The sequence below is a fragment of the Micrococcus sp. 140720015-1 genome (genome assembly GCF_053627595.1).
Map to the genome: position 1 here is coordinate 315,512 of NZ_JBSEYC010000001.1, position 22,732 is coordinate 338,243.

General features: G+C 73.9%; 19 protein-coding genes and 1 tRNA gene. 13 read left to right on the plus strand and 7 right to left on the minus strand.

Annotation, left to right across the window (positions count from 1 at the left end):
• Positions 1-17: 17 nt before the first annotated feature.
• On the minus strand, positions 18-491 hold the full coding sequence (locus ACUXPL_RS01450) for an Lrp/AsnC family transcriptional regulator (RefSeq protein WP_036316705.1): 474 nt from the start codon (positions 489-491) through the stop codon (positions 18-20).
• Between the two features lie 189 nt (positions 492-680).
• On the opposite strand from ACUXPL_RS01450, the gene ACUXPL_RS01455 reads away from it, so the two are divergent.
• From ACUXPL_RS01455 to ACUXPL_RS01465, 3 genes are read left to right on the plus strand one after another with little or no spacing between them, the layout of a single operon-like run.
• Complete coding sequence (locus ACUXPL_RS01455; RefSeq protein WP_454181459.1) at positions 681-1,883, plus strand: thiamine pyrophosphate-dependent enzyme; 1,203 nt, start codon at positions 681-683, stop codon at positions 1,881-1,883.
• Positions 1,884-1,885: 2 nt separating this feature from the next.
• Positions 1,886-2,935 carry an alpha-ketoacid dehydrogenase subunit beta gene (locus tag ACUXPL_RS01460; protein ID WP_454181461.1) on the plus strand — a complete coding sequence of 350 codons (1,050 nt, stop codon included), beginning with the start codon at positions 1,886-1,888 and terminating at the stop codon, positions 2,933-2,935.
• Positions 2,932-4,422 carry a dihydrolipoamide acetyltransferase family protein gene (locus ACUXPL_RS01465; protein ID WP_454181463.1) on the plus strand — a complete coding sequence of 497 codons (1,491 nt, stop codon included), beginning with the start codon at positions 2,932-2,934 and terminating at the stop codon, positions 4,420-4,422. Before ACUXPL_RS01460 ends, ACUXPL_RS01465 begins: the two co-directional genes overlap by 4 nt.
• A gap of 125 nt (positions 4,423-4,547) precedes the next feature.
• Here ACUXPL_RS01465 and ACUXPL_RS01470 read toward each other — a convergent pair whose 3' ends face one another.
• Positions 4,548-5,420: a phosphatase PAP2 family protein gene (locus tag ACUXPL_RS01470; protein WP_454181464.1), complete on the minus strand. Its 873-nt coding sequence runs from the start codon at positions 5,418-5,420 to the stop codon at positions 4,548-4,550.
• 110 nt (positions 5,421-5,530) lie between these two features.
• Here ACUXPL_RS01470 and ACUXPL_RS01475 point away from each other — a divergent pair, with 110 nt between their 5' ends.
• The 6 genes from ACUXPL_RS01475 to ACUXPL_RS01500 all read left to right on the plus strand — a co-directional run bounded on the left by ACUXPL_RS01475 (position 5,531) and on the right by ACUXPL_RS01500 (position 14,261).
• Complete coding sequence (locus ACUXPL_RS01475) at positions 5,531-6,217, plus strand: hypothetical protein (protein WP_454181466.1); 687 nt, start codon at positions 5,531-5,533, stop codon at positions 6,215-6,217.
• A gap of 80 nt (positions 6,218-6,297) precedes the next feature.
• Positions 6,298-7,371: an o-succinylbenzoate synthase gene (locus ACUXPL_RS01480; RefSeq protein ID WP_454181468.1), complete on the plus strand. Its 1,074-nt coding sequence runs from the start codon at positions 6,298-6,300 to the stop codon at positions 7,369-7,371.
• A gap of 227 nt (positions 7,372-7,598) precedes the next feature.
• Positions 7,599-9,743 (plus strand): PhoX family protein, encoded by a 2,145-nt coding sequence (locus tag ACUXPL_RS01485; RefSeq protein ID WP_454181470.1) that lies wholly within the window; start codon positions 7,599-7,601, stop codon positions 9,741-9,743.
• A gap of 116 nt (positions 9,744-9,859) precedes the next feature.
• Entirely contained in the window at positions 9,860-11,803 is a 1,944-nt protein-coding gene (gene menD / locus ACUXPL_RS01490; RefSeq protein WP_454181472.1) for a 2-succinyl-5-enolpyruvyl-6-hydroxy-3-cyclohexene-1-carboxylic-acid synthase, read from the plus strand.
• Entirely contained in the window at positions 11,800-13,200 is a 1,401-nt protein-coding gene (locus ACUXPL_RS01495; RefSeq protein WP_454181474.1) for a geranylgeranyl reductase family protein, read from the plus strand. Before menD ends, ACUXPL_RS01495 begins: the two co-directional genes overlap by 4 nt.
• Positions 13,197-14,261: a polyprenyl synthetase family protein gene (locus ACUXPL_RS01500; protein WP_454181476.1), complete on the plus strand. Its 1,065-nt coding sequence runs from the start codon at positions 13,197-13,199 to the stop codon at positions 14,259-14,261. The genes ACUXPL_RS01495 and ACUXPL_RS01500 overlap by 4 nt, the downstream gene beginning before the upstream one ends.
• A gap of 51 nt (positions 14,262-14,312) precedes the next feature.
• Here ACUXPL_RS01500 and ACUXPL_RS01505 read toward each other — a convergent pair whose 3' ends face one another.
• Genes ACUXPL_RS01505 through rarD form a run of 3 tightly spaced genes read right to left on the minus strand, consistent with a single transcriptional unit; the run spans position 14,313 to position 16,330 of the window.
• Positions 14,313-14,810 carry an HIT family protein gene (locus ACUXPL_RS01505; RefSeq protein WP_180536020.1) on the minus strand — a complete coding sequence of 166 codons (498 nt, stop codon included), beginning with the start codon at positions 14,808-14,810 and terminating at the stop codon, positions 14,313-14,315.
• Entirely contained in the window at positions 14,807-15,301 is a 495-nt protein-coding gene (locus ACUXPL_RS01510; protein WP_454181479.1) for a hypothetical protein, read from the minus strand. Before ACUXPL_RS01510 ends, ACUXPL_RS01505 begins: the two co-directional genes overlap by 4 nt.
• Positions 15,302-15,310: 9 nt before the next feature.
• Complete coding sequence (gene rarD, locus ACUXPL_RS01515; RefSeq protein ID WP_180537584.1) at positions 15,311-16,330, minus strand: EamA family transporter RarD; 1,020 nt, start codon at positions 16,328-16,330, stop codon at positions 15,311-15,313.
• 142 nt (positions 16,331-16,472) lie between these two features.
• On the opposite strand from rarD, the gene ACUXPL_RS01520 reads away from it, so the two are divergent.
• Both ACUXPL_RS01520 and ACUXPL_RS01525 read left to right on the plus strand, forming a co-directional pair.
• A complete protein-coding gene (locus ACUXPL_RS01520; protein WP_454181481.1) occupies positions 16,473-17,891 on the plus strand; it encodes an FAD-dependent oxidoreductase in 1,419 nt (472 codons plus the stop codon).
• Positions 17,892-17,932: 41 nt separating this feature from the next.
• Positions 17,933-19,228, plus strand: a complete 1,296-nt coding sequence (locus ACUXPL_RS01525) for an MFS transporter (RefSeq protein ID WP_454181483.1) — start codon at positions 17,933-17,935, stop codon at positions 19,226-19,228.
• Between the two features lie 197 nt (positions 19,229-19,425).
• Here the strand turns inward: ACUXPL_RS01525 and ACUXPL_RS01530 are convergent, their stop codons facing one another.
• Complete coding sequence (locus ACUXPL_RS01530) at positions 19,426-19,929, minus strand: hypothetical protein (RefSeq protein WP_454181485.1); 504 nt, start codon at positions 19,927-19,929, stop codon at positions 19,426-19,428.
• A 40-nt stretch (positions 19,930-19,969) separates the two neighbouring features.
• The gene (locus tag ACUXPL_RS01535) at positions 19,970-20,458 is read right to left on the minus strand and encodes a YajQ family cyclic di-GMP-binding protein (RefSeq protein ID WP_002856881.1); all 489 of its coding nucleotides are present in this window, start codon (positions 20,456-20,458) and stop codon (positions 19,970-19,972) included.
• 209 nt (positions 20,459-20,667) lie between these two features.
• Between ACUXPL_RS01535 and ACUXPL_RS01540 the strand changes: the two genes are divergently transcribed.
• Both ACUXPL_RS01540 and ACUXPL_RS01545 read left to right on the plus strand, forming a co-directional pair.
• A tRNA-Tyr gene (locus ACUXPL_RS01540) sits at positions 20,668-20,749 on the plus strand.
• Between the two features lie 220 nt (positions 20,750-20,969).
• Complete coding sequence (locus ACUXPL_RS01545) at positions 20,970-22,724, plus strand: AMP-binding protein (protein ID WP_454181487.1); 1,755 nt, start codon at positions 20,970-20,972, stop codon at positions 22,722-22,724.
• The last annotated feature ends 8 nt before the right edge of the window (positions 22,725-22,732 follow it).

A 22,732-nucleotide genomic window follows, 5' to 3' on the forward strand; every position in this document is an offset into this window, starting at 1 on the left:
GGCGCCGGGCCGTCGGCTCAGTCGGCGGTCTCGTCCGGGGGGATGGTCTGCCCGGAGGCCTGATCGTCGAAGACCATGTAGGTCTGCGTGTCGACGACGCTCGGCAGGGTCTGCAGCTCGTCGAAGATCACGCGGCGCAGGTCGGCGGTGTCCCGCGCGCGGACCAGCAGGATCACGTCCATGTTCCCGCCCACGAGGGAGACGTGGGAGACCTCGGGGATGGCCAGGAGCGTGGCACGCAGCTCGCGCCAGTCGTGCTGACGCAGCTTCATGGTCACGTGGGCGGAGGCCCCGAAGCCGACCTTGACGGGGTCGACCCGCACGGTGAAGCCCGTGATCACGCCCGCGTCCTGCAGGCGGTTCAGGCGCGAGTAGCAGTGCGCGCGGGAGATGTGCACGCGCTCGGCCAGGGCCGCGACGGACATCCGCCCGTCCTGCGTCAGTTCGCGGACGATCGCGCGGTCCACGCGGTCCAGCGGCTCGGCGGCCATGGCTCCTCCTGGGGCGGGGCGGACGGGGTCGGCCACGCGGCGGCGGACCGTCTACGTGGCACGAGTCACCATAGCAGTTCGTCCGATGGAGTGCCTGGTTTGCACCCGATTGTCTCGTGATCCCGGGTGGGCGCGCGACACATTGACCCTCTTGGGCACACTGAAGGCCACAGATCGAGAGGACCCGCCATGAGTGACCCCACCCCCGCCGTGCCCGGGGCCGCCCGGACCGACGAGGCCGAGACCCGCCCGAACGCCGGCGCCGCCTTCGGCATCTCCCTCGAGGAGTACCTGCTCCCCGCCGCCCGCCGCATCCAGCTGATCGGCGAGGACGGCGCTCTGCTGGCCCCGGAGGAGCAGGGCACCGAGCCCGGCCACGAGTACCCGCTGCCCTCCGACGAGGAGCTGCTGGCCGCCTACCGCCACCTCGTCATCGGCCGCCGCGTCAACGACCAGGCCTACGCCCTGGTGCGTCAGGGCCGCATGGCCGTCTACCCGTCCTCGCACGGCCAGGAGGCCTCCGAGGTCGCCGCCGCCGTCTGCCTGGGCGAGGACGACTGGCTGTTCCCGACCTACCGCGACACCGTGGCCGTGATCGCCCGCGGCGTCCCGCCGCTCGAGGTGATGGTGGCCTACCAGGGCACCTGGCATCAGGGCTACGACCCCCAGAGGCATCACGTCTCCATCCAGTCCACGCCCCTGACCACCCAGATGCTGCACGCCGTCGGGATGGCCAAGGCCGCCCGCCTGCGCGGCGAGGAGGTCGTGTGCCTGGCCATGGTCGGCGACGGCGGCACCTCCGAGGGCGACTTCCACGAGGCGCTGAACTTCGCGGCCGTGTTCAAGCTGCCGGTGATCTTCTTCGTGCAGAACAACAAGTTCGCCATCTCCGTGCCGTTCGCCAAGCAGTCGGCCGCTCCGTCCCTGGCCCACAAGGCCGTGGGCTACGGCTTGGCCGGCGAGCGCGTGGACGGCAACGACCTCGGCGCCCTGCTGGCCGTGCTGGGCCGCGCCGTGGACCTGTGCCGGCAGGGCCAGGGCCCCTTCCTCGTGGAGGCGGACACCTACCGCATGCAGGCGCACACCAACACGGACGACCCCTCGCGCTACCGCGACGACGCCGAGGTGAAGGAGTGGGAGGCGCGCGACCCGCTGCGCCGCATGACCGCCTACCTCGAGTCCACCGGCGCCCTCACCGAGGAGGTCTCGGCCCAGATCGCCCGCGACGCCGAGGACGTCGCGCAGCAGCTGCGTGACGCCATGAACGCCGAGACGGAGCTCGATCCGCTCGAGCTGTTCGACCACGTCTACTCCGTGCAGACCCCGCAGCTCGCCGCCCAACGCGCGCAGCTGGCCGAGGAGCTGTCCCGTTCCGAGAACCAGGAGGCCTGAGCATGGCGACCCTGACCTTCGCCGCCGCGCTCAACGCGGCGCTGGCCGACGAGATGGCCGCCGACGACATGGTGGTGGTGTTCGGCGAGGACGTCGGCACCCTCGGCGGCGTCTTCCGCATCACGGACGGGCTGACCACGCGCTTCGGCGAGGAGCGCTGCTTCGACACCCCGCTGGCCGAGTCCGGCATCGCGGGCATGGCCGTGGGCATGGCCCTCGGCGGCGCCCGCCCCGTGATCGAGATGCAGTTCGACGCGTTCGCGTACCCGGCCTTCGAGCAGATCGCCTCGCACGTGGCCAAGATGCGCAACCGCACCAAGGGCGCCACGCCCATGCCGATCACCATCCGCATCCCCTACGGCGGCGGCATCGGCGGCGTGGAGCACCACTGCGACTCCTCCGAGTCCTACTACGCGCACACCCCGGGCCTGAAGGTGTACACCCCGGCCTCGGTGAAGGACGCGTACATGATGCTGCGCTCGGCCATCCGCCTGGACGACCCGGTGGTCTTCATGGAGCCCAAGAAGATGTACTGGACCAAGGCCGAGCTCGACCTCGACCAGCTGCGCGCCGAGTTCGAGGAGGGCTGGGCCCGCGTCGAGGACAAGAAGGAGCACGGCGAGGCCTGGGCGCGAGCCGCCGTCGTCCGCGAGGGCACGGACGTCACCCTCGTCTCCTACGGCCCCTCCGTGCCCACCTGCCTCGCCGCCGCCCACGCGGCCGCGGAGGAGGGGCTCTCGGTGGAGGTCGTGGACCTGCGCACCGTGAACCCGCTGGACGAGGACACGATGACCGCCTCGGTCGCCAAGACCGGCCGCGCCGTCGTCGTCGCCGAGCCGCAGGGCTTCGCGTCCGTGGCCTCCGAGCTGGTGGCCCGGCTCCAGCAGCGCTGCTTCCACTCGCTGGCGGCGCCCGTGGGCCGCGTGACCGGCTTCGACATCCCGTTCCCCGCGCCGAAGCTCGAGGAGCACCACCTGCCGAACATCGACCGCATCCTGGACGCGATCGACGACCTGAACTGGGACCTGGACGCCGAGGAGGCCCGCGCATGAGCAACACCTTCCTGCTGCCCGACCTGGGCGAGGGCCTGACCGAGGCCGACATCGTCCGCTGGCTCGTCGCCGAGGGCGACACCGTGGCCGTCGACCAGCCCATGGTCGAGGTCGAGACCGCCAAGGCCCTCGTCGAGGTGCCGAGCCCGTACGCCGGCACCGTGCTGACCCTGCACGGCGCCGAGGGCGAGACCATGGACGTCGGCAGCCCGCTGATCACCATCGGCGCGGCCGGTGAGTCCGGTGAGGGCTCCGCACCCGTCGCCGGCACCGAGTCCCTGGCCGTCCCGCCGTCCACCGGTGCGGCCGCGGCCGAGGCCGACCGCCCCGGCGCGCTGAGCTACCGCGAGGAGGAGATGGCCGGCGTCCAGCCGAAGCCGGACAAGGCCCGCGGCGGCGACGGCGACGTCGCCGGCTCCGACGACGAGGCCTCCGGCGCCGTGCTCATCGGCTACGGCACCTCCGGCCACAAGGCCACCTCCCGCAGCCGTCCGCCCAAGCGCGGCCGCGGCACCGCCCGCCCGGCCCCGGCCCCCACGGCCCAGGCCGGCGCCCCGCGCGTGACCTCCCCGATCGTCCGCAAGCTCGCCCGCGAGAAGGGCGTGGACGTGGCCGCGCTGACCGGCACGGGCCCGGACGGCCTGATCACCCGCGCCGACGTGCTCGCCGCGGCCGAGGGCTCCACCCCGCAGGCCGCCCAGGCCCCGGCCCTGTCGGCGGCAGCCGCCCCGGCCGCCGCGGCCACCGCGCAGGCGGGCGGCATGGACGGGCGGACCGGCCTGGCCGTCGTCGCCCGCACCCCGATCTCGGGGGTGCGCAAGGTGATCGCGGACCAGCTCTCCCGCTCGCGCCGGGAGGTCCCGGAGGTCACGGCGTGGCTGGACGTCGACGTCACCGCCCTGCTCGAGCTGCGGGCCGCGCTCAAGGCGAAGGACCCGGAGAACGCGCCCTCGCTGCTCGGCCTGATCGCCCGCTTCACCCTGGCCGGTCTGCGCCGGTACCCGGTGATGAACGCGCGCATCGAGGCGGGGGCGGACGGCAAGGACGAGATCGTGGAGGTCGACGGCGTCCACCTCGGCCTGGCCGTGCAGACCGACCGCGGCCTCATGGTGCCGTCGGTCGAGCACGCGGAGAAGCTGTCCGCGGACGAGCTCACCGCCGCGATCAACGACACCGTCAGCCGCGCCCGCGCGGGCAGGGCCGCCCCGGCCGAGCTCACCCGCGGCACGTTCACGCTGAACAACTACGGCCCGCTGGGCACGGACGGCGCCACGCCGATCATCAACGTGCCCGAGGTCGGGATGCTCGGCATCGGCCGCATCATCGACCGCCCGTGGGTCGTGGACGGGGAGATCGTGGTCCGCAAGGTCACCGAGATGACCGTGACCTTCGACCACCGCGTCACCGACGGCGCCACCGCGAGCGCGTTCCTCACGTTCGTGGCGGACTGCCTCCACGATCCGACGGCGGCCCTTGCCCGGATCTGATCCGGAGGATCCCGGCCCGCCCCGACCCCGGACGAGCCCTGCGATGTGGCGGCTATTCCTCGCGGATGGCCGCCACATCGCAGGGCTCGTCGTCTGGTGGGGGTGCGGTGAGCTGCGGGGAGGGGTCAGTCCGCGTGGCCGCGGCGGAAGGCCGTGCCGAGTGCGCCCCACAGCAGGACCGCGGGGGAGGCGCTGAGCAGGATCCCGGCCGGCTCGGCAGCCGGGTGGGGGCCGGCGCCGCTGGTCGCGGGGGTGTCGAGGGTGAGGGCCAGCAGCGTCAGTCCGGCCGCCAGGCCAGCGACGCCCAGGGACCAGAGCGTGGCCTCCACGCCGCGGGCGCCGCGCGGTGCGGGCCGCGGTGCGGGCCGCGGTGCGCCGTCGTACCGGGCGAACGGCACCGCGAGCAGCCCCCAGGCGGCGGACACGAGCGCCGCGGCGGCCATGTCCGACGGCCGGTGCCAGGCCTCCGTGTAGGCGACGGCGCCGGTGCAGGCGCTGACCACGGCGCCGAGGACGGTGGTGAGCGGTCGCCACCGGGCGGGCACGAGCAGCAGCGCGGCCACAGCGGCGCCCGTCGCGAGCGTCATGTGGCCCGAGGGCAGTGAGTTGCCGCCGGACCACGGGACCCCGTCGGCGTGCTCGGGCCGCGGAAGCGCCGCCTTGAGCAGCTGCGTGGTGAGGTTGGACCCGGCCAGGACGAGGAGGGCGAGCAGCCCCCGCCGCCGCCACCGGGCCACGGCGAGCGCGCCGAGCGAGGCCAGCGCCATGCCGGCCGCCAGCCCGAGCGGCAGGATTCTCACCGCCTGGGAGGCCACGTCCGGCACGGTGTCCGCGTAGCGCTCCTCGACGGCGCGGAACACCTGGTACTCGAGCACCTGGCCGGCGGAGGACCACACCAGGGCGGCGTAGACCAGCACGACGCCGGCCACGCACGCGGCCAGCGCCAGCCACCACGTCCACGAGGGGAGGCGGCGCGGGGCGCGGGCGGTGGGGGGCATGGGTTCCATTGTGTCGGACGCGCAGCCGTCATGCAGGCTTCATCGGACGGTCACGCCCCCGTCGCCGTCCCGTCCTCCGCGCCCCTGAGCCGCCTGCCTAGCCTGGGGCCATGACCCGCGTGCCCCCCGCTCACGGACATCGCCCGGCCCTCCGCGACTCCATCGGCTCGGCGCCCGGCCCGGGCGTCGAGCCGGGCGCCCGGCCCCGTCTCTCGGCCGAGGACCTGCTGGCCGCCCGGGACGCCCTGGCCCCGTTCGGCCGGCTCAGCCGGCAGGAGCCCATCGAGTGGGCCGCCGAGGAGCCCCTCGCCCCGGACCTGGCCGACTTCTACCGCTACGTGGGGCCGGAGTGGCTGGAGATCGACACCCTCGGCCTGCCCGTGATGTTCTTCCCGCTGGACCGCCTGTGGGACGAGCAGGCCGGCTACCGGTGGAACCATCGCACCGGTGCGCTTCTGGTGGACTGGAACGACGACTGGACGGTGGTGGCCAAGCAGGGCGCCGACCCGTTCATCCACGCGGCCTCCACCGGTCAGGTGCTCATGGCCCCGGGAGACGAGGGCTGGGAGGACCGCCTGGACGAGCCGCGACCGGTCTTCCGGGACCTCACGGAGATGACCCGCGCGCTCGCGGCCGTGGGCACGGCGTGGGCGCGCTTCGACGACCCGTTCACCGCCGACTGGCATCTCACCGAGGAGGTGACGGCCGCCGTCGTCGCCGGCCTGGAGGGGGTGCTCGGCGCCCACGACCGCGCCGTGGACCTGGCCCGAGCCCTCGGCTACCTCCGCGCCGTCTGAGCGTCGGCGCCGACACAGACAGTCCCACCCCGCCGGCGCCCGTCGGAACGGGAGCCGAGCGCCCTTCCTACACTGGCCGCATGAGCACCGCCCCCGCCCTGCCCCCGCTGCCCGGCGCGCCGGGCGGTCCCGCCCTGCCGAGCGTCGAGGAGCTGCTGGCCGACGCCGTCGCGGTCGCCGTGCCGATGCGCGTGCGGTTCCGCGGCACGGACCTCCGCCACGCCCTGCTGCTGCGCGGGCCGGCGGGCTGGGCCGAGTTCTCCCCGTTCCCGGAGTACGGTCCGCACGAGTGCGCCGCGTGGCTGGCCGCCGCGATCGAGGCCGGCTGGCAGGGCTGGCCCACCCCGGTCCGCGAGACGGTCCCCGTCAACGCCACCGTGCCCGCGGTGGACGCGGCCGACGTCGAGGCCGTCCTGGCCCGCTACGGCGACGGCATCACCGCGGTCAAGGTCAAGGTGGCCGAGCACGGCCCCGAGGGCGGACTCGTCCCCGGCAGCCGCGAGGCCGACCTGGCCCGCGTGCGGCGGGTGCGCGCGCTGCTGCCCCACGCGCAGGTCCGCGTCGACGCCAACGCCGGCTGGACGCCCGCCGAGGCCGTCGACGTGCTCACCGCGCTGGCCGACGTCGGCCTCGAGTACGCGGAGCAGCCCGTGCCCGGCATCACCGACCTCGCGGAGGTCCGCGCGGAGCTGCGCGCCCGGGGCGTGGCCACCCCGATCGCCGCGGACGAGGCGGTCCGCAAGGCCGAGGACCCGCTCGCCGTCGCGGCCGCCGGGGCCGCGGACCTGATCGTGGTGAAGGTCCAGCCGCTCGGGGGCGTGCGCCGCGCCGCGGCGATCGTGGCGGCCGCCGGGCTGCCCGCGGTGGTCTCCTCCGCGCTGGACACCTCCGTGGGCATCGCCGGCGGCGCCGCGCTCGCCGCCTGCCTGCCGTCCCTGCCGCACGCGTGCGGGCTCGGCACCGCGGCCCTCTTCGGGCACGACGTCGTCGCCCCGGCCTGGCGCCCGCGCTCGGGGGCCCTCCCGGCGCCGGGGGAGCGGGCGCCCGCCCCCGACCCGGAGCTGCTCGACCGCGTCCGGGCGGACGGGACGCGGCAGGCGTGGTGGGTCGACCGCGTGCGCGCGGCTCACGCGGTGCTGGCCGCGCAGGGCTGACGGGCCCGCCCGGTCCCCGTCGGCGCGGGGAAGGTGAACCGGATTACAGCACGTCGGCGGGACGAAATCCGGCGGCCGGGAAGAGTTCAACTCGCGGCCACCTGGGCGTGGCTCGCCGCTCGGAGCGAGGGGCCAAGGTGATGGCGGCCCCGGCCGGTCTCACCGCGGGGTCGTCTCCGGCCCGGCACCGGACCCCGAACCATCCCCACGACGCGAAGGACCCCGTCATGCTGAAGCGCCTCCTCCCCATGGCCGGCCACACCCGTGGCAACCGCTCCGCCGTCACGTGCGAGCTCAAGTGCGGCAACGCGTGCGCCCACCCGGTGCCCAACACCTCGGCGAACCCGACCTTCCAGCAGATCGCGGAGACCGCCATCTCCCGCCGCTCCGCCCTGGTCGGCGGCACCGGCCTCGCCGCCGCCGTCGTCATCGGCTCCCAGGTGGCCCAGGCCCCCGAGGCGCTCGCGGACAACGGCCGGCGTCCGACCGGCGGCGGCAAGCTCCCCTTCGAGCCCATCGCGCCGGTGACCCGCACCGTGGACACCATGACCGTGCCGGAGGGCTACGACTGGGGCACCGTGATCCGCTGGGGCGACCCGCTGTTCGCCGACTCCCCGGAGTTCGACATCGAGCACCAGACCGGTGCGTCGCAGGCCGCCCAGTTCGGCTACAACAACGACTACCTGAACATCATCTCCGACGGCGGCAACGACCGCTCCGGCTACCTCGTCTCCAACCACGAGTACACCAACGAGAACATCATGTTCTCCCCGGAGTACATCGCCTCGAACTTCGAGGACGTCGTCAACGTCGGCCTCCAGGCCCACGGCCTGTCCATCGTGGAGCTCAAGCGCGCCAAGCGCGGCGCCCAGTGGGAGTACGTCCGCGGCGGCCGCCGCAACCGCCGCATCACCGGCACCACCGAGTTCGAGGTCCGCGGCCCGGCCGCCGGCCACGCGCTGCTCAAGACCGTCGAGGACCCGACCGGCACCCGCGTGCTGGGCACCCTGAACAACTGCGCCGGCGGCACCACCCCGTGGGGCACCGTGCTCTCCGGCGAGGAGAACTTCAACCAGTACTTCAAGGGTCGCGGCACCGCCGAGGAGAAGCGCTACGGCATCTCCGCCTCCGCCACCAGCCGTGGCTGGGAGAAGGTCCACGACCGCTTCGACCTGACCAAGCCCGGCTACGAGAACGAGGCCAACCGCTTCGGCTGGGTCGTCGAGATCGACCCCGAGGACCCGACCTCCACGCCCGTGAAGCACACCCTCCTGGGCCGCTTCAAGCACGAGGCCGGCACCGCCGTGATCTCCCCGTCCGGCCACGCCGTGGTCTACTCCGGCGACGACGAGCGTCACGACTACCTGTACAAGTTCGTCTCCGCGGAGAAGGTCCGCGAGGGCGACAAGAAGCACAACATGCGCCTGATGGACAAGGGCACCCTCTACGTGGCCCGGTTCTCCGGCGACTCCCCGTCCGCCCAGATCGACGGCAGGGGCACCCTGCCCTCGGACGGCGCCTTCGACGGCTCCGGAGAGTGGATCGCCCTGGCCGACGAGAAGACGTCCTTCGTCCCGGGCATGTCCCTGGCCGAGGTCCTCGTCTACACCCGCCTCGCGGCAGACAAGATGGGCGCCACCAAGATGGACCGCCCGGAGGACGTCGAGACCAACCCGGTCACCGGCAAGGTCTACGCGGCCCTGACCAACAACACCAAGCGCACCGCCGTGGACGAGGCCAACCCGGTCATCGGCAACCGCGACGGCCACGTCATCGAGATCACCGAGCAGGGCGGGGATCACACCTCCACCGCCTTCACCTGGGTCATCCTGCTGCTCGCCGGCGACCCGGCGGTCTCCTCCTCGGCCTACTTCGCCGGCTACCCGAAGGAGAAGGTCTCCCCGATCTCCTGCCCGGACAACCTGGCGTTCGACTCCGAGGGCAACCTCTGGATCTCCACCGACGGCCAGCCCGGCACCATCGGCTACGCCGACGCGCTGCACAAGGTCACCCTCGACGGCGCCGAGCGCGGCCGCGTCCAGCAGTTCCTCGCCGTCCCGCGCGACGCCGAGACCTGCGGCCCCGTGATCCACGACCGCGACAACTCCGTGTTCGTCAACGTCCAGCACCCGGGCGAGGACGGCACCTGGGGCGCGCACACCTCCTACTTCCCGGACTTCCTGAGCCCGACCGGCCCGGTCCAGGTGGGCGACAAGGTCGCGGCCCCGCGTCCGAGCGTCGTCCAGGTGTTCAACGCCACCGGGAACAACGGCATCGGCAAGGGCGCCGGCAAGGAGAAGGGCAACAACGGCAAGGGCAACGGCAAGGGCAAGGGCAAGGGCAAGGGCAACGGCAAGGGCCCGAAGGGCTGACCCCCGCCTCCGCCAGGACCCTCGACGAGGCCGTCACGGCCGGCGCCACCGCGTCACCGTGGCGGCCTCGCCGCGTCCGAGGCCCGTCCGCGCCCGGGCCTAGACTGGTGGCCACCATGACCTCCGTCGACTCCCTCTCCGTGGCGCGCGCCGTCGCCACCGCCCTGATCGACGCCGGCATGCGGGACGCGGTGGTCTGCCCCGGTTCCCGCTCCGCCCCGCTGGCCTACGCGCTCGCGGCCCTCGAGCACGCCGGCGAGGTCCGCCTGCACGTGCGGGTGGACGAGCGTTCCGCCGGCTTCCTCGCCCACGGGCTCTCGCTGGCCTCGGGGCGCCCGGTGGGCGTGCTGACCACCTCGGGCACCGCCGTCGGGAACCTGCTGCCCGCCCTGATGGAGTCCTTCCACGCCGGCACGCGCGTGATTGCGCTGACCGCGGATCGTCCGCCCGAGCTGCACGGCACCGGCGCGAATCAGACCACGGACCAGAGGGGCGTGTTCGGCACGCACGTCCGCCATGCCGCCTCCCTCGGCTGCGACGCGGCCGACGGCGTGGACGCCGAGCAGCATCTGCGCCACGTGCGGGCCACCGTGCGCCGGGCCCTGCTGGCGGCCGAGGGGGTCGTCGCCGAGGCCGGTTCCGACGACGGCGCGCCCGGTCCGGTGACGATGGCAGAGGCCCCGGCCGGGCCCGTCCATCTGAACCTGCGCTTCCGCGACCCGCTCGTGCCGAGTCCTGAGGAGGCGGCCGCCATGGGCGCCGCCGCCGCGGCGCCTCACGCTCCTGTTCCGGCCGCCGTCGCCCCGGCCGGCGCGAGCCCGGCCGCCGCCGCGTCGGCCTACCGGGCGCCCGGGGCGGTGCTCTCGGGCCTGCCCGAGCTGGACGTCGCCCGCCTGGACCAGCGGCGCACCGTCGTGCTGGCCTGCCACGGCGCCGGCCCCGTGGCTGCGGCCTTCGCGCTGTCTCTGGGCCTGCCCCTGCTGGCCGAGCCGTCGTCGAACGCGCGGTTCTCCGCCAACGCCATCGCCGCCTATCCGCTCCTGCTGGGCGCGGCCGGCGGGCGCGACGCGGACGCGCACCCCCTGGCCGCCCGCATCGAACGGGTCGTGCTGTTCGGCCGGCCCACGCTCACCCGGACGGTCAACGCGCTGCTGGCCCGCCCCGACGTCGCCACGGCCCTGCACGCCCCCGAGCCCGCCCCGTGGTTCGAGCCGGGCCGGCGCCGGGAGACGCCCGTGGAGACCCTCGAGGAGCTCGCCGCCTTCGCCGGGCAGGGCGAGCCCGGCTGGCTCGCCGCGTGGCAGCACGCCTCGATGCGCGCCCAGGCCGCCGTGGAGGACGTGCTCGTCACCACCGACGCCGGCGACCGGCTCAGCCCGCAGACGGTGGCGCACGTGAGCTCCGCCATGGTCCGGGGCCCGCTCGTGCTGGGCTCGTCCTCGGTGATCCGGGACGTGGACCTGACCTGGCGGCCCCCCTCGGCGCCGGACGCGGAGGTGTACGCCAACCGCGGGCTCGCCGGGATCGACGGGACCGTCTCCACGGCCGCGGGCGTCGCACTGGCGCGCGGACGGCGGACCGTGGCCCTGCTCGGCGACCTCACCGCCCTGCACGAGGCGGGCGGCCTGCTCGTGGGCCCCACCGAGATCGAGCCGGACCTCGACCTCGTGGTCGTCAACGACGACGGCGGGGCGATCTTCGCGAGCCTCGAACACGGGGCCGTGGCCGAGGCGCCCGGTATGGCGGACCCCGTCGAGCGGCTCTTCGGCACCCCGCACGGCGTGGACCTGGCCGCCCTGGCCGCCGCGTACGGCGTCCCGCACACGCGGGTCACCGACCGCGTCGACCTCGTCCGGGCCCTGTCCGACCCGGTGCGCGGCCGGCGTCTGCTCGAGGTCCGTTGCGACCGCGCCGACCGCCCGCGCGTCGCCGCCGCCCTGGCCGCGGCGGTGCGCGCCACGTTCCCGCCCGCGTGCCCCGTCCCGGACCCCGCGCCGGACGCCGGCCCGGCCCCCGCCCCGCCCACCGTCGAGCTCGCCGCCGAGGAGGCCCCCCAGTGACCGACACGCCGACGTCGCCCGCGCCCGACTCGACCCCCGCCGTCGTGCGCCGTGCCGACGTGCTGATCTCCGGCTGCGGCCCCGCCGGCGCCACCGCCGCCGCCCACCTCGCCGCGGCGGGGCTGGACGTGGTGGTGCTCGAGAAGACCGCGCACCCGCGTGAGAAGGTCTGCGGCGACGGCCTGACCCCGCAGGCGGTCCGGGAGCTGCAGTTGCTCGGTGTGCCCCACCGGGGCGAGCCCGGCGACGACGGCGGCTGGCGCGTCATCCGCGGCCTGCGGCTGCGCGCGGGCGAGCGCAGCGTGGACGTGCCGTGGGCGCCCACCCAGACGTGGCCGGACTACGCGCTCACGCGCACCCGACGCGATTTCGACGCCCTCCTGGCGGACCTGGCGCGCACCCGCGGCGCCGAGATCCGCGAGCGGCACGCCGTCACCGGCGTCGTGCGGGACGACGCCGGACGCGTGGTCGGGCTGGACGCGGAGCTGATCGCGCCGAACGGCCGCAAGACCGGGGAGACCGCCCGCTTCACCGCGCCGATCGTGCTCGCGTGCGACGGCGTCTCCGCCCGCGCCGCCGTCTCCGCGGGCCTGCACCGCCGCGAGGACCGGCCCATGGGCGTGGCCGTGCGGGCCTACTACACCGCCGGCGCCGCCGTCGACGGGGCGATCCCCGCCCCGCCCGGCGACCGGGGGGAGTGGATGGAGTCCTGGCTGCGCCTGCCGGATGCCGAGGGCAACCCGCTGCCCGGCTACGGCTGGCTGTTCCCGCTCGCGGACGGCACCGTGAACGTGGGTCTGGGCATCCTGGACACCTCCCCGCAGTTCGGGAAGCTGGACTACCGCGGGCTGCTGAAGTCCTGGACCGGGGCGCTCACCGCGGACTGGGGGATCGCCGAGCAGACGCGCACCTCGCGGATCCTCGGCGCGGCCCTGCCGATGGCGTTCAACCGCACCCCGCAGCACGTGCCGGGCATGCTCCTGGTGGGCGACGCGGCCGGCATGGTGTCCCCGTTCAACGGCGAGGGCATCGGGTTCGCGATGGAGGCGGCCCGCCTCGCCGCGGAGCTGGCGGTGCAGGCGCACGCGGCCGGGACCGACGGCGCCGCGGACGCGATCCTGTCCCGTTACCCGGTGATCACCCAGCACCTGTGGGGCCGCCACTTCGCCCTCGGCGCCCGGTTCGCCCGCCTGATCGGCGATCCGCGGGTGATGAAGGCGGCGCTGGGCGCCGGGATGGCCGCACCCCCGCTGCTGCGGGCCGCGGTGAAGGTCATGGGCAACACGGTGGACGCGCGGGGCGGCGACGCCGTCGACCGGGCCGTCCGCGTGCTCGAGGCGCTCACCCCCGCGCTGACGACCGCGGGCGGCGCGCCGTTGGGTAGGCTTGCCCGGTGACCACCGCAGACCCCGGCTTCGCCCTGCCCTCCGGCTTCGAACCCCTCGCCGAGCACGGCCGCGTCCTGGAGGTCGTGCTGACCGCGCTCGAGCAGGTCGAGGAGCAGCTGGACACCGCCCTCGGCTTCGACGACCTGTTCTCCGACACCGCCGCCCACCACCTGCTGGCCGCCGGCGGCAAGCGGGTCCGTCCGGTCCTGACGGTGCTCGCCTCCCTCCTGGGTGATCCCGCCCTGGCCTCCGGCGAGGTCGCCGACGTGGACGCGCCCGCCCGCCAGGCCGCCGTCGTGATGGAGCTGACGCACCTGGCCACGCTGTACCACGACGACGTGATGGACGAGGCCCCCGTGCGCCGCGGCGCCCCCGCCGCCCACCGGCTGTGGGGCAACTCGGCGGCGATCCTGGCCGGCGACTTGATCTTCGCCCGCGCCTCCCAGCTCATGGCCGAGCTCGGCCCGCGGCCCGTGCAGATCCAGGCGGACACCTTCGAACGCCTCGTGCAGGGCCAGCTGTGGGAGACCCGCGGCCCGGCCGAGGGCGCGGACCCGATCGAGCACTACTACGCGGTGCTCTCCGGCAAGACCGGCTCGCTGATCGCCGCGGCCGGCATGCTCGGCGCGCTGCTGGGCGGGGCCGACGAGGCGGCCGTCCAGGTGATGCGCGCGTACGGCGAGAAGGTGGGCCTGGCCTTCCAGCTCGCCGACGACCTGATCGACCTCACCGGCGACGCCGAGCGGATCGGCAAGGTCCCCGGCACGGACCTGCGCGAGCGCGTGCCCACCCTGACCACGCTGCTGCTGGCCCGCGCCGCGCAGGGCGAGGGGCCGGAGGCCGAGGACGCCCGCCGGGTGCGCGTGCTCGTGGACGGGCCGCTCGACACCGACGAGCAACTGGCCGCCGCCGTCGCCGCGCTCACGGGCCACCCCGCCATCGCCGAGGCGTGGGCGATCACCCGCGGCTGGGCGGAACAGGCCAAGCAGGCGCTCACCCCGTTGCCGGACTCCGCCGTGAAGGCGGCGCTCGAGGCGTTCGCCGACTACGTGGTCGGGCGCTCGGCCTGACGCCGCGGTCCGCGGCTCCGCGGCGTCGCCGCCTCGATCCGGGGCGGCCGCTCAGTCCAGGCGGGTCGGGGTGGGGTCCAGCGCGGCCGTGAGCTCCCGGGCCTTGAGGGCGCGGACCTCCGGGGCCACCGGGTGGCGCAGCTGCCGGTACAGCATGTCCCCCTCGAAGCGCGGGAACACGTGCAGGTGGTAGTGCCACACGTGCTGGTTGCCGGCGGGCTCGTTGTGCTGGCGCGTGGAGACCCCGTCCGGGGCCCACGCGCGCTTCATGGCCAGCGCCACCTGCTGGGCCATCAGGGCGATGCGCTGCAGCACGCGCGGGGGCAGGTCGTAGAGGTTCTCGTAGTGCTCGGCCGGGCAGACCATGGCGTGGCCCTCGTGGTCGCCGAACCCGTCCACGGCGATCAGCACGAGCAGGTCCTCGTCCTGGTAGACGGTGTCCCCGAGCTCGCAGCGGTTGCCCGGGTCGGAGACGTCGCCGGCCACGAGTCCGCAGAACGGGCAGACGTAGTCGTCCGGGGCGTGGGAGACCGGAGTGGGCGTGGTCACCGGTCCGGCCCCTCGTCGTCGTCCTCGGGGTCCTCGAAGGTCCACGCGAGCAGGTCCGTGAGGAACTCGCTGAAGGTGCCGCCCTCGTCCTGCCACTCGCCCTCGGGCGCGTCGGCGCCGGCGGAGCGCCGCCACACCAGCGGGTCCGGCAACGCCAGGTTGTCCACCGGCAGGCCCCACACGACCGTCTCGTCCGCGTCCTCCAGGAACATGAGGAAGCCGTCCCGCACCTCGAGGTCCTCGGGGTCCCACACGTAGTGGTCCGTCTCCATGAGGTCGCCGCAGTTGCCGAGGGCGAGGTAGAACTCACGCAGGGCGGCCGGGATCATGAACCCGGCGCCGAGCTGTCCCGCCGCGGGGGACTGGGCCAGGCGGGCGTCGACGTCGGCCGGGGCGAGGCCGTCGTCCTCGGCCCAGGCGTCGCCCAGCAGGTCCGGGACGAGCCGCTGGAAGGCCGGGAGGTACACGGGGGAGGGGGGCTTGGCGGGCATGTCGTCAGTCTAGGCGTGCGCGCCCCGCCCGGCCCGGACCGCCCGACGCTGCAGGCGGGAGGCGTTCAGCTGGTCGAGGGTGAACACCGCCAGCGAGAGCCAGATGAGCCCGAAGCCCGCCCAGCGGGCCGCGGGCATCTGCTCGCCGAGCACCGTGACCGCCACGAGGAACTGCAGGATGGGCGCCGTGTACTGCAGCATCCCGAGCGTGGTCAGCGTCAGAGAGCGGGCCGCCGCCGAGAACAGGATGAGCGGAACGGCGGTGGCCACGCCGAGCCCGGCCATGAGCCAGAAGTGGCCGGGCCCCTCGGTGACCGTGGTGAGCAGCCCGGCCTGCGCCAGCAGCACACTGCCCACCACGAACACGGGGATCAGCACCACGGTCTCGGCGGTCATCGCGGTCACCGCGTGCACGGGGGAGGGGAAGCGCTTCTTCACGAAGCCGTAGAGCCCGAACGAGGTGGCCAGCCCGAGCGCGATCCACGGCACCTGCCCCATCGCCGCGGACATCACGACGACGGCGGCCACCGCGATCCCGACGGCCACCCACTGGCCCCGCCGCAGGCGCTCGCCGAGGAAGAGCACGCCGAGCAGGACGTTCACCAGCGGGTTCATGAAGTAGCCCAGCGAGGCCTGGAGCACGTTGCCCGTGGTGACCGAGACCGCGTACAGCAGCCAGTTCACCGCGATGATCCCGGCGGCCAGACCCGTGGTGCCCCAGCGGCCGGGCGTGGCCAGTGCCGTCCCCAGCTCGCGCAGGCGGCGCATCACGGCCAGCAGCAGCAGGCAGAAGATCAGGGCGAAGCCGATGCGCACCACCACGATCTCCAGGGCCCCGGCGGGCGCGAGCATCGCCATGTAGAGCGGCAGCAGGCCCCACACGAAGTAGGCGGTGAAGCCGAGGGCCAGCCCGCGCGGGTCGTCGGCCGGGGCGGGGGAGACGGTGGGCAGGGCACCGGTGTCGGGGGCGGCGCCGTCGGGGGTCGCGCCGGGCCGGGCAGAGGGGGAGGAGGGGCTCACGCGGACCACTGTACGGTCCGGGTGAGCACTCTCACCCAGGTTCCTCCCGGTCACGGCGGTAGACTGGGGGGTCGATCCCGCGCGCCGGCGCCGGGCCCCGCCCTGCGTCCTGCCGGCGCGCCCCGCCGTCGTCGAAAAGGACCCACCCGCCGTGACCGCTCGCCCTGACCGCCCGTTGCGCATCGCCATCATCGGTGCCGGACCCGCCGGGGTGTACACGGCGGACATCCTGACCAAGGAGGAGCGGGACTTCCGTGTCAGCATCGACCTGTTCGACCGGTACCCGGCCCCGTTCGGTCTGATCCGCTACGGGGTGGCCCCGGACCATCCGCGTATCAAGGGCATCGTGACCGCGCTGCACAAGGTCATGGACCGCGGGGACATCCGTTTCCTGGGGAACGTGGACTACGGCACGGATCTGACGATGGCGGATCTGCGTCGGCATTACGACGCGATCGTGTTCTCCACCGGGGCGGTGCGCGACGCGGCCCTGGACGTGCCGGGGGTGGAGTTGGCCGGCTCGTTCGGTGGCGCGGATTTCGCGTCCTGGTATGACGGGCACCCGGATGTGCCGCGGCACTGGCCGTTGGAGGCCACGCAGGTGGCGGTGATCGGCAACGGGAACGTGGCCCTGGATGTGGCCCGGATCCTGTCCAAGCATGCCGAGGACCTGCTGCCCACGGAGATCCCGGACAACGTGTACCGGGACCTGGCCGCCTCCCCGGTCACGGACGTGCACGTGTTCGGTCGGCGCGGGCCGGCGCAGGTGAAGTTCACCCCGCTGGAGCTGCGGGAGCTGGCGCACTCCCGGGATGTGGACATCGTGCTGTACGAGGAGGACTTCGACTTCGATGAGGCCTCGGAGCAGGCGATCGAGGAGAACAACCAGGTCCGCACGATGGTGGGCACGTTGACGAACTGGCTGATGGAGCAGGAGGACCGCGAGCAGTCCGCGTCCCGCCGCCTCCACCTGCACTTCCTCCAGGCACCCGAGGAGTTCCTGGACGAGGACGGGGACGGCCGGGTGGACGGTCTGCGGATGCGTCGGATGGAGTTGGACGGTTCCGGTGGGGTCCGTCCGACGGGGGAGACGGTGGACTACCCGGTGCAGGCAGTGTACCGGGCGGTGGGCTACTTCGGGTCCCCGGTGGAGGGGGTGGAGTTCGATGAGGTGCGCGGGGTGATCCCGAACGCGGAGGGTCGGGTGCTCGACGCGGACGGCGCCCCGGTGCCGGGCCTGTATGCCTCGGGGTGGATCAAGCGGGGCCCGGTGGGGTTGATCGGGCACACCAAGGGTGACTCCTTGGAGACGATCAAGCATCTGATCGAGGACGAGCCGGGGCTGTGGCGGGCTCAGGAGCCGTCGGAGGAGTCGGTGATCGAGCTGCTGGAGTCCCGTGAGGTGCCGTACACGACGTGGGCCGGTTGGCATGCTCTGGATGATCATGAGAAGTCCTTGGGTGCGCGGGCGACGGAGGCCGGGCCGGTGGCGCGGGAGCGGGTGAAGGTCGTGGACCGGGAGGAGATGACCCGCATCTCCCGGGACGGGGCCTCCGTCCCGACCGCCTGATCCAGGGCGGGCCCCGGCCGCCCCGGCGCTAGGCTTCCGGGGTGGCCCGCTTCCTCGTCGACATCACCCCGCTGCGGGTCTCACCCGCCTACCGGCGGCTGTGGCTCGGCAACACGCTCGCGTACGTGGGCACGCAGCTCACGCTCCTGGCGGTGTCCCTCGAGGTGTTCGCCTTGACCGGCTCCTCGTTCGCGGTGGGCCTGCTCGGCCTCGCCGCGCTCGTGCCGCTCGTGGTCGCGGGCCTGTACGGCGGCGCGATCGCGGACCGGCACGACCGCCGCCGCGTCGCGCTGACCTCGTCGGCCGTCATGTGGCTGACCACGGTCGGCATCGCCGCGCAGGCCTGGGCCGGGCTCGAGTCGGTGCCGGTGCTGTACGCCCTCGTGGCCCTGCACTCCGGCGCGTCCGGCATCAACCAGCCCACCCGCGGCGCGATCATCCCCGCGCTCGTGGGCCTGCCGCTCGTGCCGGCGGCGAACGCGCTGAACATGATGACGTTCTCCGTGGCCCTGATGGTCGGCCCCATGCTGGGCGGCGTGCTCGTGGCGGCGGTCGGCTACGCGTGGACCTACTCGATCGACGTCGTCACCTTCCTCGCCGCCCTGTACGCCGTGTGGCGGCTGCCGTCCCTGCCGCCGCAGCGGGGCGAGGCCGCGGCCGCCTCGGACACGCGCGGGGGCCTGGCCTCGGTGGTCGAGGGCCTGCGCTTCCTCGGCTCGCGACCGAACCTGCGGATGACCTTCCTCGCGGACATCGTGGCCATGACGACGGCGTTCCCGCGCGCCCTGCTGCCCGCCATCGGCGCCGTGGTGCTCGGCGGCGGTGAGGCCGCCGTCGGGATACTGCTGGCCGCGATGGCGGCCGGCGCGTTCCTCGCGGGACTGTTCTCCGCGCCGTTCACACGCCTGCATGCGCAGGGCTGGGGCGTGTACGTCTCGATCCTCGTGTGGGGCGCGGCGGTGGCCGCGTTCGGCGGCGTGGTGTGGTGGGCGCAGTCCCTGCCCGACGGCGATCCCCGCCTCACGCTCGCGTTCGCCCTCGCCGCGCTGTGCATGGCGGTGGGCGGGGCCGCGGACTCGCTCTCCGGCGTCTTCCGCGGCTCGATCCTGCAGTCCGCGACCCCGGACCACCTGCGCGGCCGGCTGCAGGGCGTGTTCGTCGTCGTGGTGGCGGGCGGGCCGCGCCTGGGCGAGCTGCTCACCGGCGGCGCCTCCGTGGGCCTGGGGGAGGGGCCGACTCTGCTGGCCGGCGGTGTGCTGTGCATGCTCGGCGTGAGCGCGCTGATGCGGTGGCAGCCCGGCTTCCTGCGCTACGACGCACGGAACCCCACGCCCTGAGCGGGCGCGGGGTTCCGTGGCGGGAGGCTACGAGCCCGCGACCGCCGAAGAGCGCCGAGGAGCGCCGAGCCAGACGTTTCGGCCCGTGAACCAGATGATTCTGCTGCAGATCGGGCCGCGAAACCGCCGAAACGTCTGGCTCGCGGCGGCCTGAGCCGCCGTCCGCGGGAGCCACCACGACGACGGCGGCCGGCGGGTCAGCGGTCGCGGTCGGCCTGGAGCGTGGCCGGCACCGCGCCACCCAGGCGCGTCCAGTGACGGACGAGGTCCTCGTCCGGGGCCGCCTGGAGCGTCTCGCGGGCCGCCTCCTCCGCCTTCTTGATGCGGCGCTCCAGGTCCTGGTCCGCGCCCTCGTAGGCGGCCGCGTGCCGGTGGGAGCGCAGCGATCCGACGTCCTCCGTGCGACGCTCCACCACCGCGAGCTGCTCGGCGATCGCGTCCTGGTTGGCGCGCTGGGCCTTCAGGTTCGCGGGGGCGAGCACCTGGGTCACGAACCCGTGGTGGAGGAGGAGGCCGCGCGGGGCGGCGACGCCGTGGCGCAGCGCGAGGTCCACATGGTCGTCGAAGGTCAGGAGCATGGCGGCCTTGGCGAACTTCAGGTCGTCGACCGGGCGGCCGTCCACGCGGGCCCGGGCCCGCGCCCGGCCGATCGTGGTGTCGGCGGACCACACGGCCCCGCGAGGGTCGATCAGGTACAGCATGGGGACTCCTGGTGGGCTTGGAGGGGAGACGGCGTGCGGATCAGCGGAAGTTCACGAACTGCAGGTCCGCGTCCTCGAAGTCCTTGAGCATCGCGATGACCGACTGCAGGTCGTCGCGGGACTTGGAGGACACGCGCAGCTCGTCCCCCTGGATCTGGGCCTTGACGGACTTGGGGCCCTCGTCGCGGATCAGCTTGGTGATCTTCTTCGCGGTGGGCTGGTCGATGCCCTCCTTCATGGTCGCCTCGATGCGGTACTCCTTGCCGGAGGCGAACGGAGCGCCGGCGTCGAGGGACTTGAGGGAGATGCCGCGCTTGACGAGCTTGGACTCGAACACGTCCTTGACGGCCTTGACGCGCTCCTCGGAGGAGGCCTTCATGAGGATCTTCTCTCCGGAGAAGTCGATCTCGGCGCCGACGCCCTTGAAGTCGTAGCGCTGGGCGATCTCCTTCTGCGCCTGGTTCAGGGCGTTGGACACCTCCTGGCTGTCCACCTTGCTGACGACGTCGAACGTGGAATCGCTGGCCACGGGTGCTCTCCTTCAGGGTCTGCGGACGGGGCGCGCCCGTCGTCGACGGCCACTGCGGGGCCGCGCGGAGCGCTCTGCGGGCCAGCCTACCGGGGACGACGGACGCGGTCCCGGGCCGATTGGCGGCGTGGCGCGGAGATGCTGTACAGTCGACTCTCGCCCGACCGGTGCGGTCGTCCTCGAGACGCCCGGCAGCCGCCGGGTGGCACGGCAGATTTCCCGAGCGGCCAAAGGGGGCTGACTGTAAATCAGCTGGCACTGCCTTCACTGGTTCGAATCCAGTATCTGCCACCGGAACGAAGACCCCGGGACCGTACGGTCCCGGGGTCTTCTGCCGTCCGGTGCCGTGGCACGCCCCGCGTCCTCGCCCCGGGAGGTGGCGGCCTCCCGCCAGGCGACGTAGCCTGCCTGTGGCCCGTGTCACACCCGATGCCCTCCGCGGTCCGGCGGCGGCACGGCCGTGCATCGTGACGCCGTGCGGCGTCGCCCGACCGTCCGCGAGGAGCGCCCGATGACCGAGTCCACCGCCCCCGAGTCCTTCACCCAGGGACCGACCGACGTCGAGCTGCTCGAGCAGACCCTGGCCCAGAACCTCGACGACACCGCCCGCCGGTTCGCCGACCGCGCCGCGCTCCTGGAGTGTGGACCGGACGGGGACCCGGCCACCGGACGCACCTGGACCTACGGGCAGCTGCGGGAGGAGTCCGTGACGGTGGCCAAGGCGCTCATGGCCGCGGGCTACGAGGCGGGGGACCGGATCGGGATGTGGAGCCCCAACGTCGCCGAGTGGGTCTCGCTGCTCTACGGCGCGGCACGCGCCGGCGTCATCCTCGTGAACCTCAACCCGGCGTACCGCGCCCACGAGCTGACCTACGTGGTCGAGCAGTGCGACATGCGCGGGCTGGTGGTGGCCCCGGCCGACGCCCACCAGGACCGTCCCGACATCGCCCGGGACGTCGCGTGCGGCGGGTGCCCCGAGCTGCGCCAGCTGATCATCCTGCCGACCGCCGGCCCGATCACGGCCGAGTCCTACGCCCACGCGGTGGACGGCGTGCTGGACTGCCGGCCGGAGCCCACCCCCGTCTCCGAGGGCACCTGGAGCGCCTTCCTCGCCGGTGCCGAGCGGGTCTCGGACGAGGAGCTGGCCGCCCGCGAGTCCACCGTCTCGCCGGCGGACCCGGTGAACCTGCAGTACACCTCGGGCACCACCGGCTTCCCCAAGGGCGTCACGCTGACGCATCGCAACGTGCTGAACAACGGCTTCCACATCGGCGAGCTGCTGGGGTACACGGAGGAGGACACCGTGGTGATCCCGGTGCCGTTCTTCCACTGCTTCGGCATGGTGATCGGCGTGATCGCCACCGTCTCCCACGGCTCGCTCGCCGTCATCCCGGCGCGCAGCTTCGAGCCGGTCTCGGCGCTGCGGGCGGTGGCCGCCACCGGTGCGACGAGCCTGTACGGCGTGCCGGCGATGTTCATCGCCATGCTCGCCCGACCCGAGGCGGACGCGCTGGACCTGTCCACGCTGCGCACCGGCGTGATGGCCGGCTCCACGTGCCCCGTCGAGGTGATGAAGAAGGTCATCGACCGGTTCCACATGTCCGAGGTCGCCATCTGCTACGGCATGACGGAGACCGCGCCCGTGTCCACCATGACCCGCCGCGACGACTCCCTGGAGGTGCGCACCCAGACCGTCGGCCGCACCATGCCCCACGTGGAGACGAAGATCGTGGACCCCGCCACCGGTGAGGTCGTCCCGCGCGGGGCCACGGGCGAGCTGTGCACCCGCGGCTACTCCGTGATGCTCGGCTACTGGGACGCCCCCGAGAAGACCGCCGAGGTGCTGGACGCCGACGGCTGGATGCACTCCGGCGACCTCGCCTCCATGGACGAGGACGGCTCCGTGCGCATCGAGGGTCGCATCAAGGACCTTGTCATCCGCGGCGGCGAGAACATCTCCCCGCGCGAGGTGGAGGAGTTCCTCTACACCCACCCGGACATCCAGGACGTCCAGGTGGTGGGCGTGCCGGACGAGAAGTACGGCGAGCAGCTCATGGCCTGCGTGATCATGAAGGACGGCGTCGAGCCGCTCACGGTGGACGCCGTCCGCGAGTTCGCCGCGGGCCGGATCGCGCACTTCAAGATCCCGGCCTACGTCCGCGTGCTCGACGCCTTCCCCATGACCGTCTCCGGCAAGGTCCGCAAGGTCGAGCTGCGCGAGGAGGGCGCGAAGGCCGTCCAGGCCCAGGCCCAGGCCGCGGGCTGACGGCGACC

What these genes read in the sequence shown, in the direction of transcription:
- ACUXPL_RS01450 (WP_036316705.1), bottom strand. Translation starts at nt 491, where the DNA reads ATGGCCGCCGAGCCGCTGGACCGCGTGGACCGCGCGATCGTCCGCGAA.
- ACUXPL_RS01455 (WP_454181459.1), top strand. Translation starts at nt 681, where the DNA reads ATGAGTGACCCCACCCCCGCCGTGCCCGGGGCCGCCCGGACCGACGAG.
- ACUXPL_RS01460 (WP_454181461.1), top strand. Translation starts at nt 1,886, where the DNA reads ATGGCGACCCTGACCTTCGCCGCCGCGCTCAACGCGGCGCTGGCCGAC.
- ACUXPL_RS01465 (WP_454181463.1), top strand. Translation starts at nt 2,932, where the DNA reads ATGAGCAACACCTTCCTGCTGCCCGACCTGGGCGAGGGCCTGACCGAG.
- ACUXPL_RS01470 (WP_454181464.1), bottom strand. Translation starts at nt 5,420, where the DNA reads ATGCCCCCCACCGCCCGCGCCCCGCGCCGCCTCCCCTCGTGGACGTGG.
- ACUXPL_RS01475 (WP_454181466.1), top strand. Translation starts at nt 5,531, where the DNA reads ATGACCCGCGTGCCCCCCGCTCACGGACATCGCCCGGCCCTCCGCGAC.
- ACUXPL_RS01480 (WP_454181468.1), top strand. Translation starts at nt 6,298, where the DNA reads ATGAGCACCGCCCCCGCCCTGCCCCCGCTGCCCGGCGCGCCGGGCGGT.
- ACUXPL_RS01485 (WP_454181470.1), top strand. Translation starts at nt 7,599, where the DNA reads ATGCTGAAGCGCCTCCTCCCCATGGCCGGCCACACCCGTGGCAACCGC.
- menD (WP_454181472.1), top strand. Translation starts at nt 9,860, where the DNA reads ATGACCTCCGTCGACTCCCTCTCCGTGGCGCGCGCCGTCGCCACCGCC.
- ACUXPL_RS01510 (WP_454181479.1), bottom strand. Translation starts at nt 15,301, where the DNA reads ATGCCCGCCAAGCCCCCCTCCCCCGTGTACCTCCCGGCCTTCCAGCGG.
- ACUXPL_RS01530 (WP_454181485.1), bottom strand. Translation starts at nt 19,929, where the DNA reads ATGCTGTACCTGATCGACCCTCGCGGGGCCGTGTGGTCCGCCGACACC.
- ACUXPL_RS01545 (WP_454181487.1), top strand. Translation starts at nt 20,970, where the DNA reads ATGACCGAGTCCACCGCCCCCGAGTCCTTCACCCAGGGACCGACCGAC.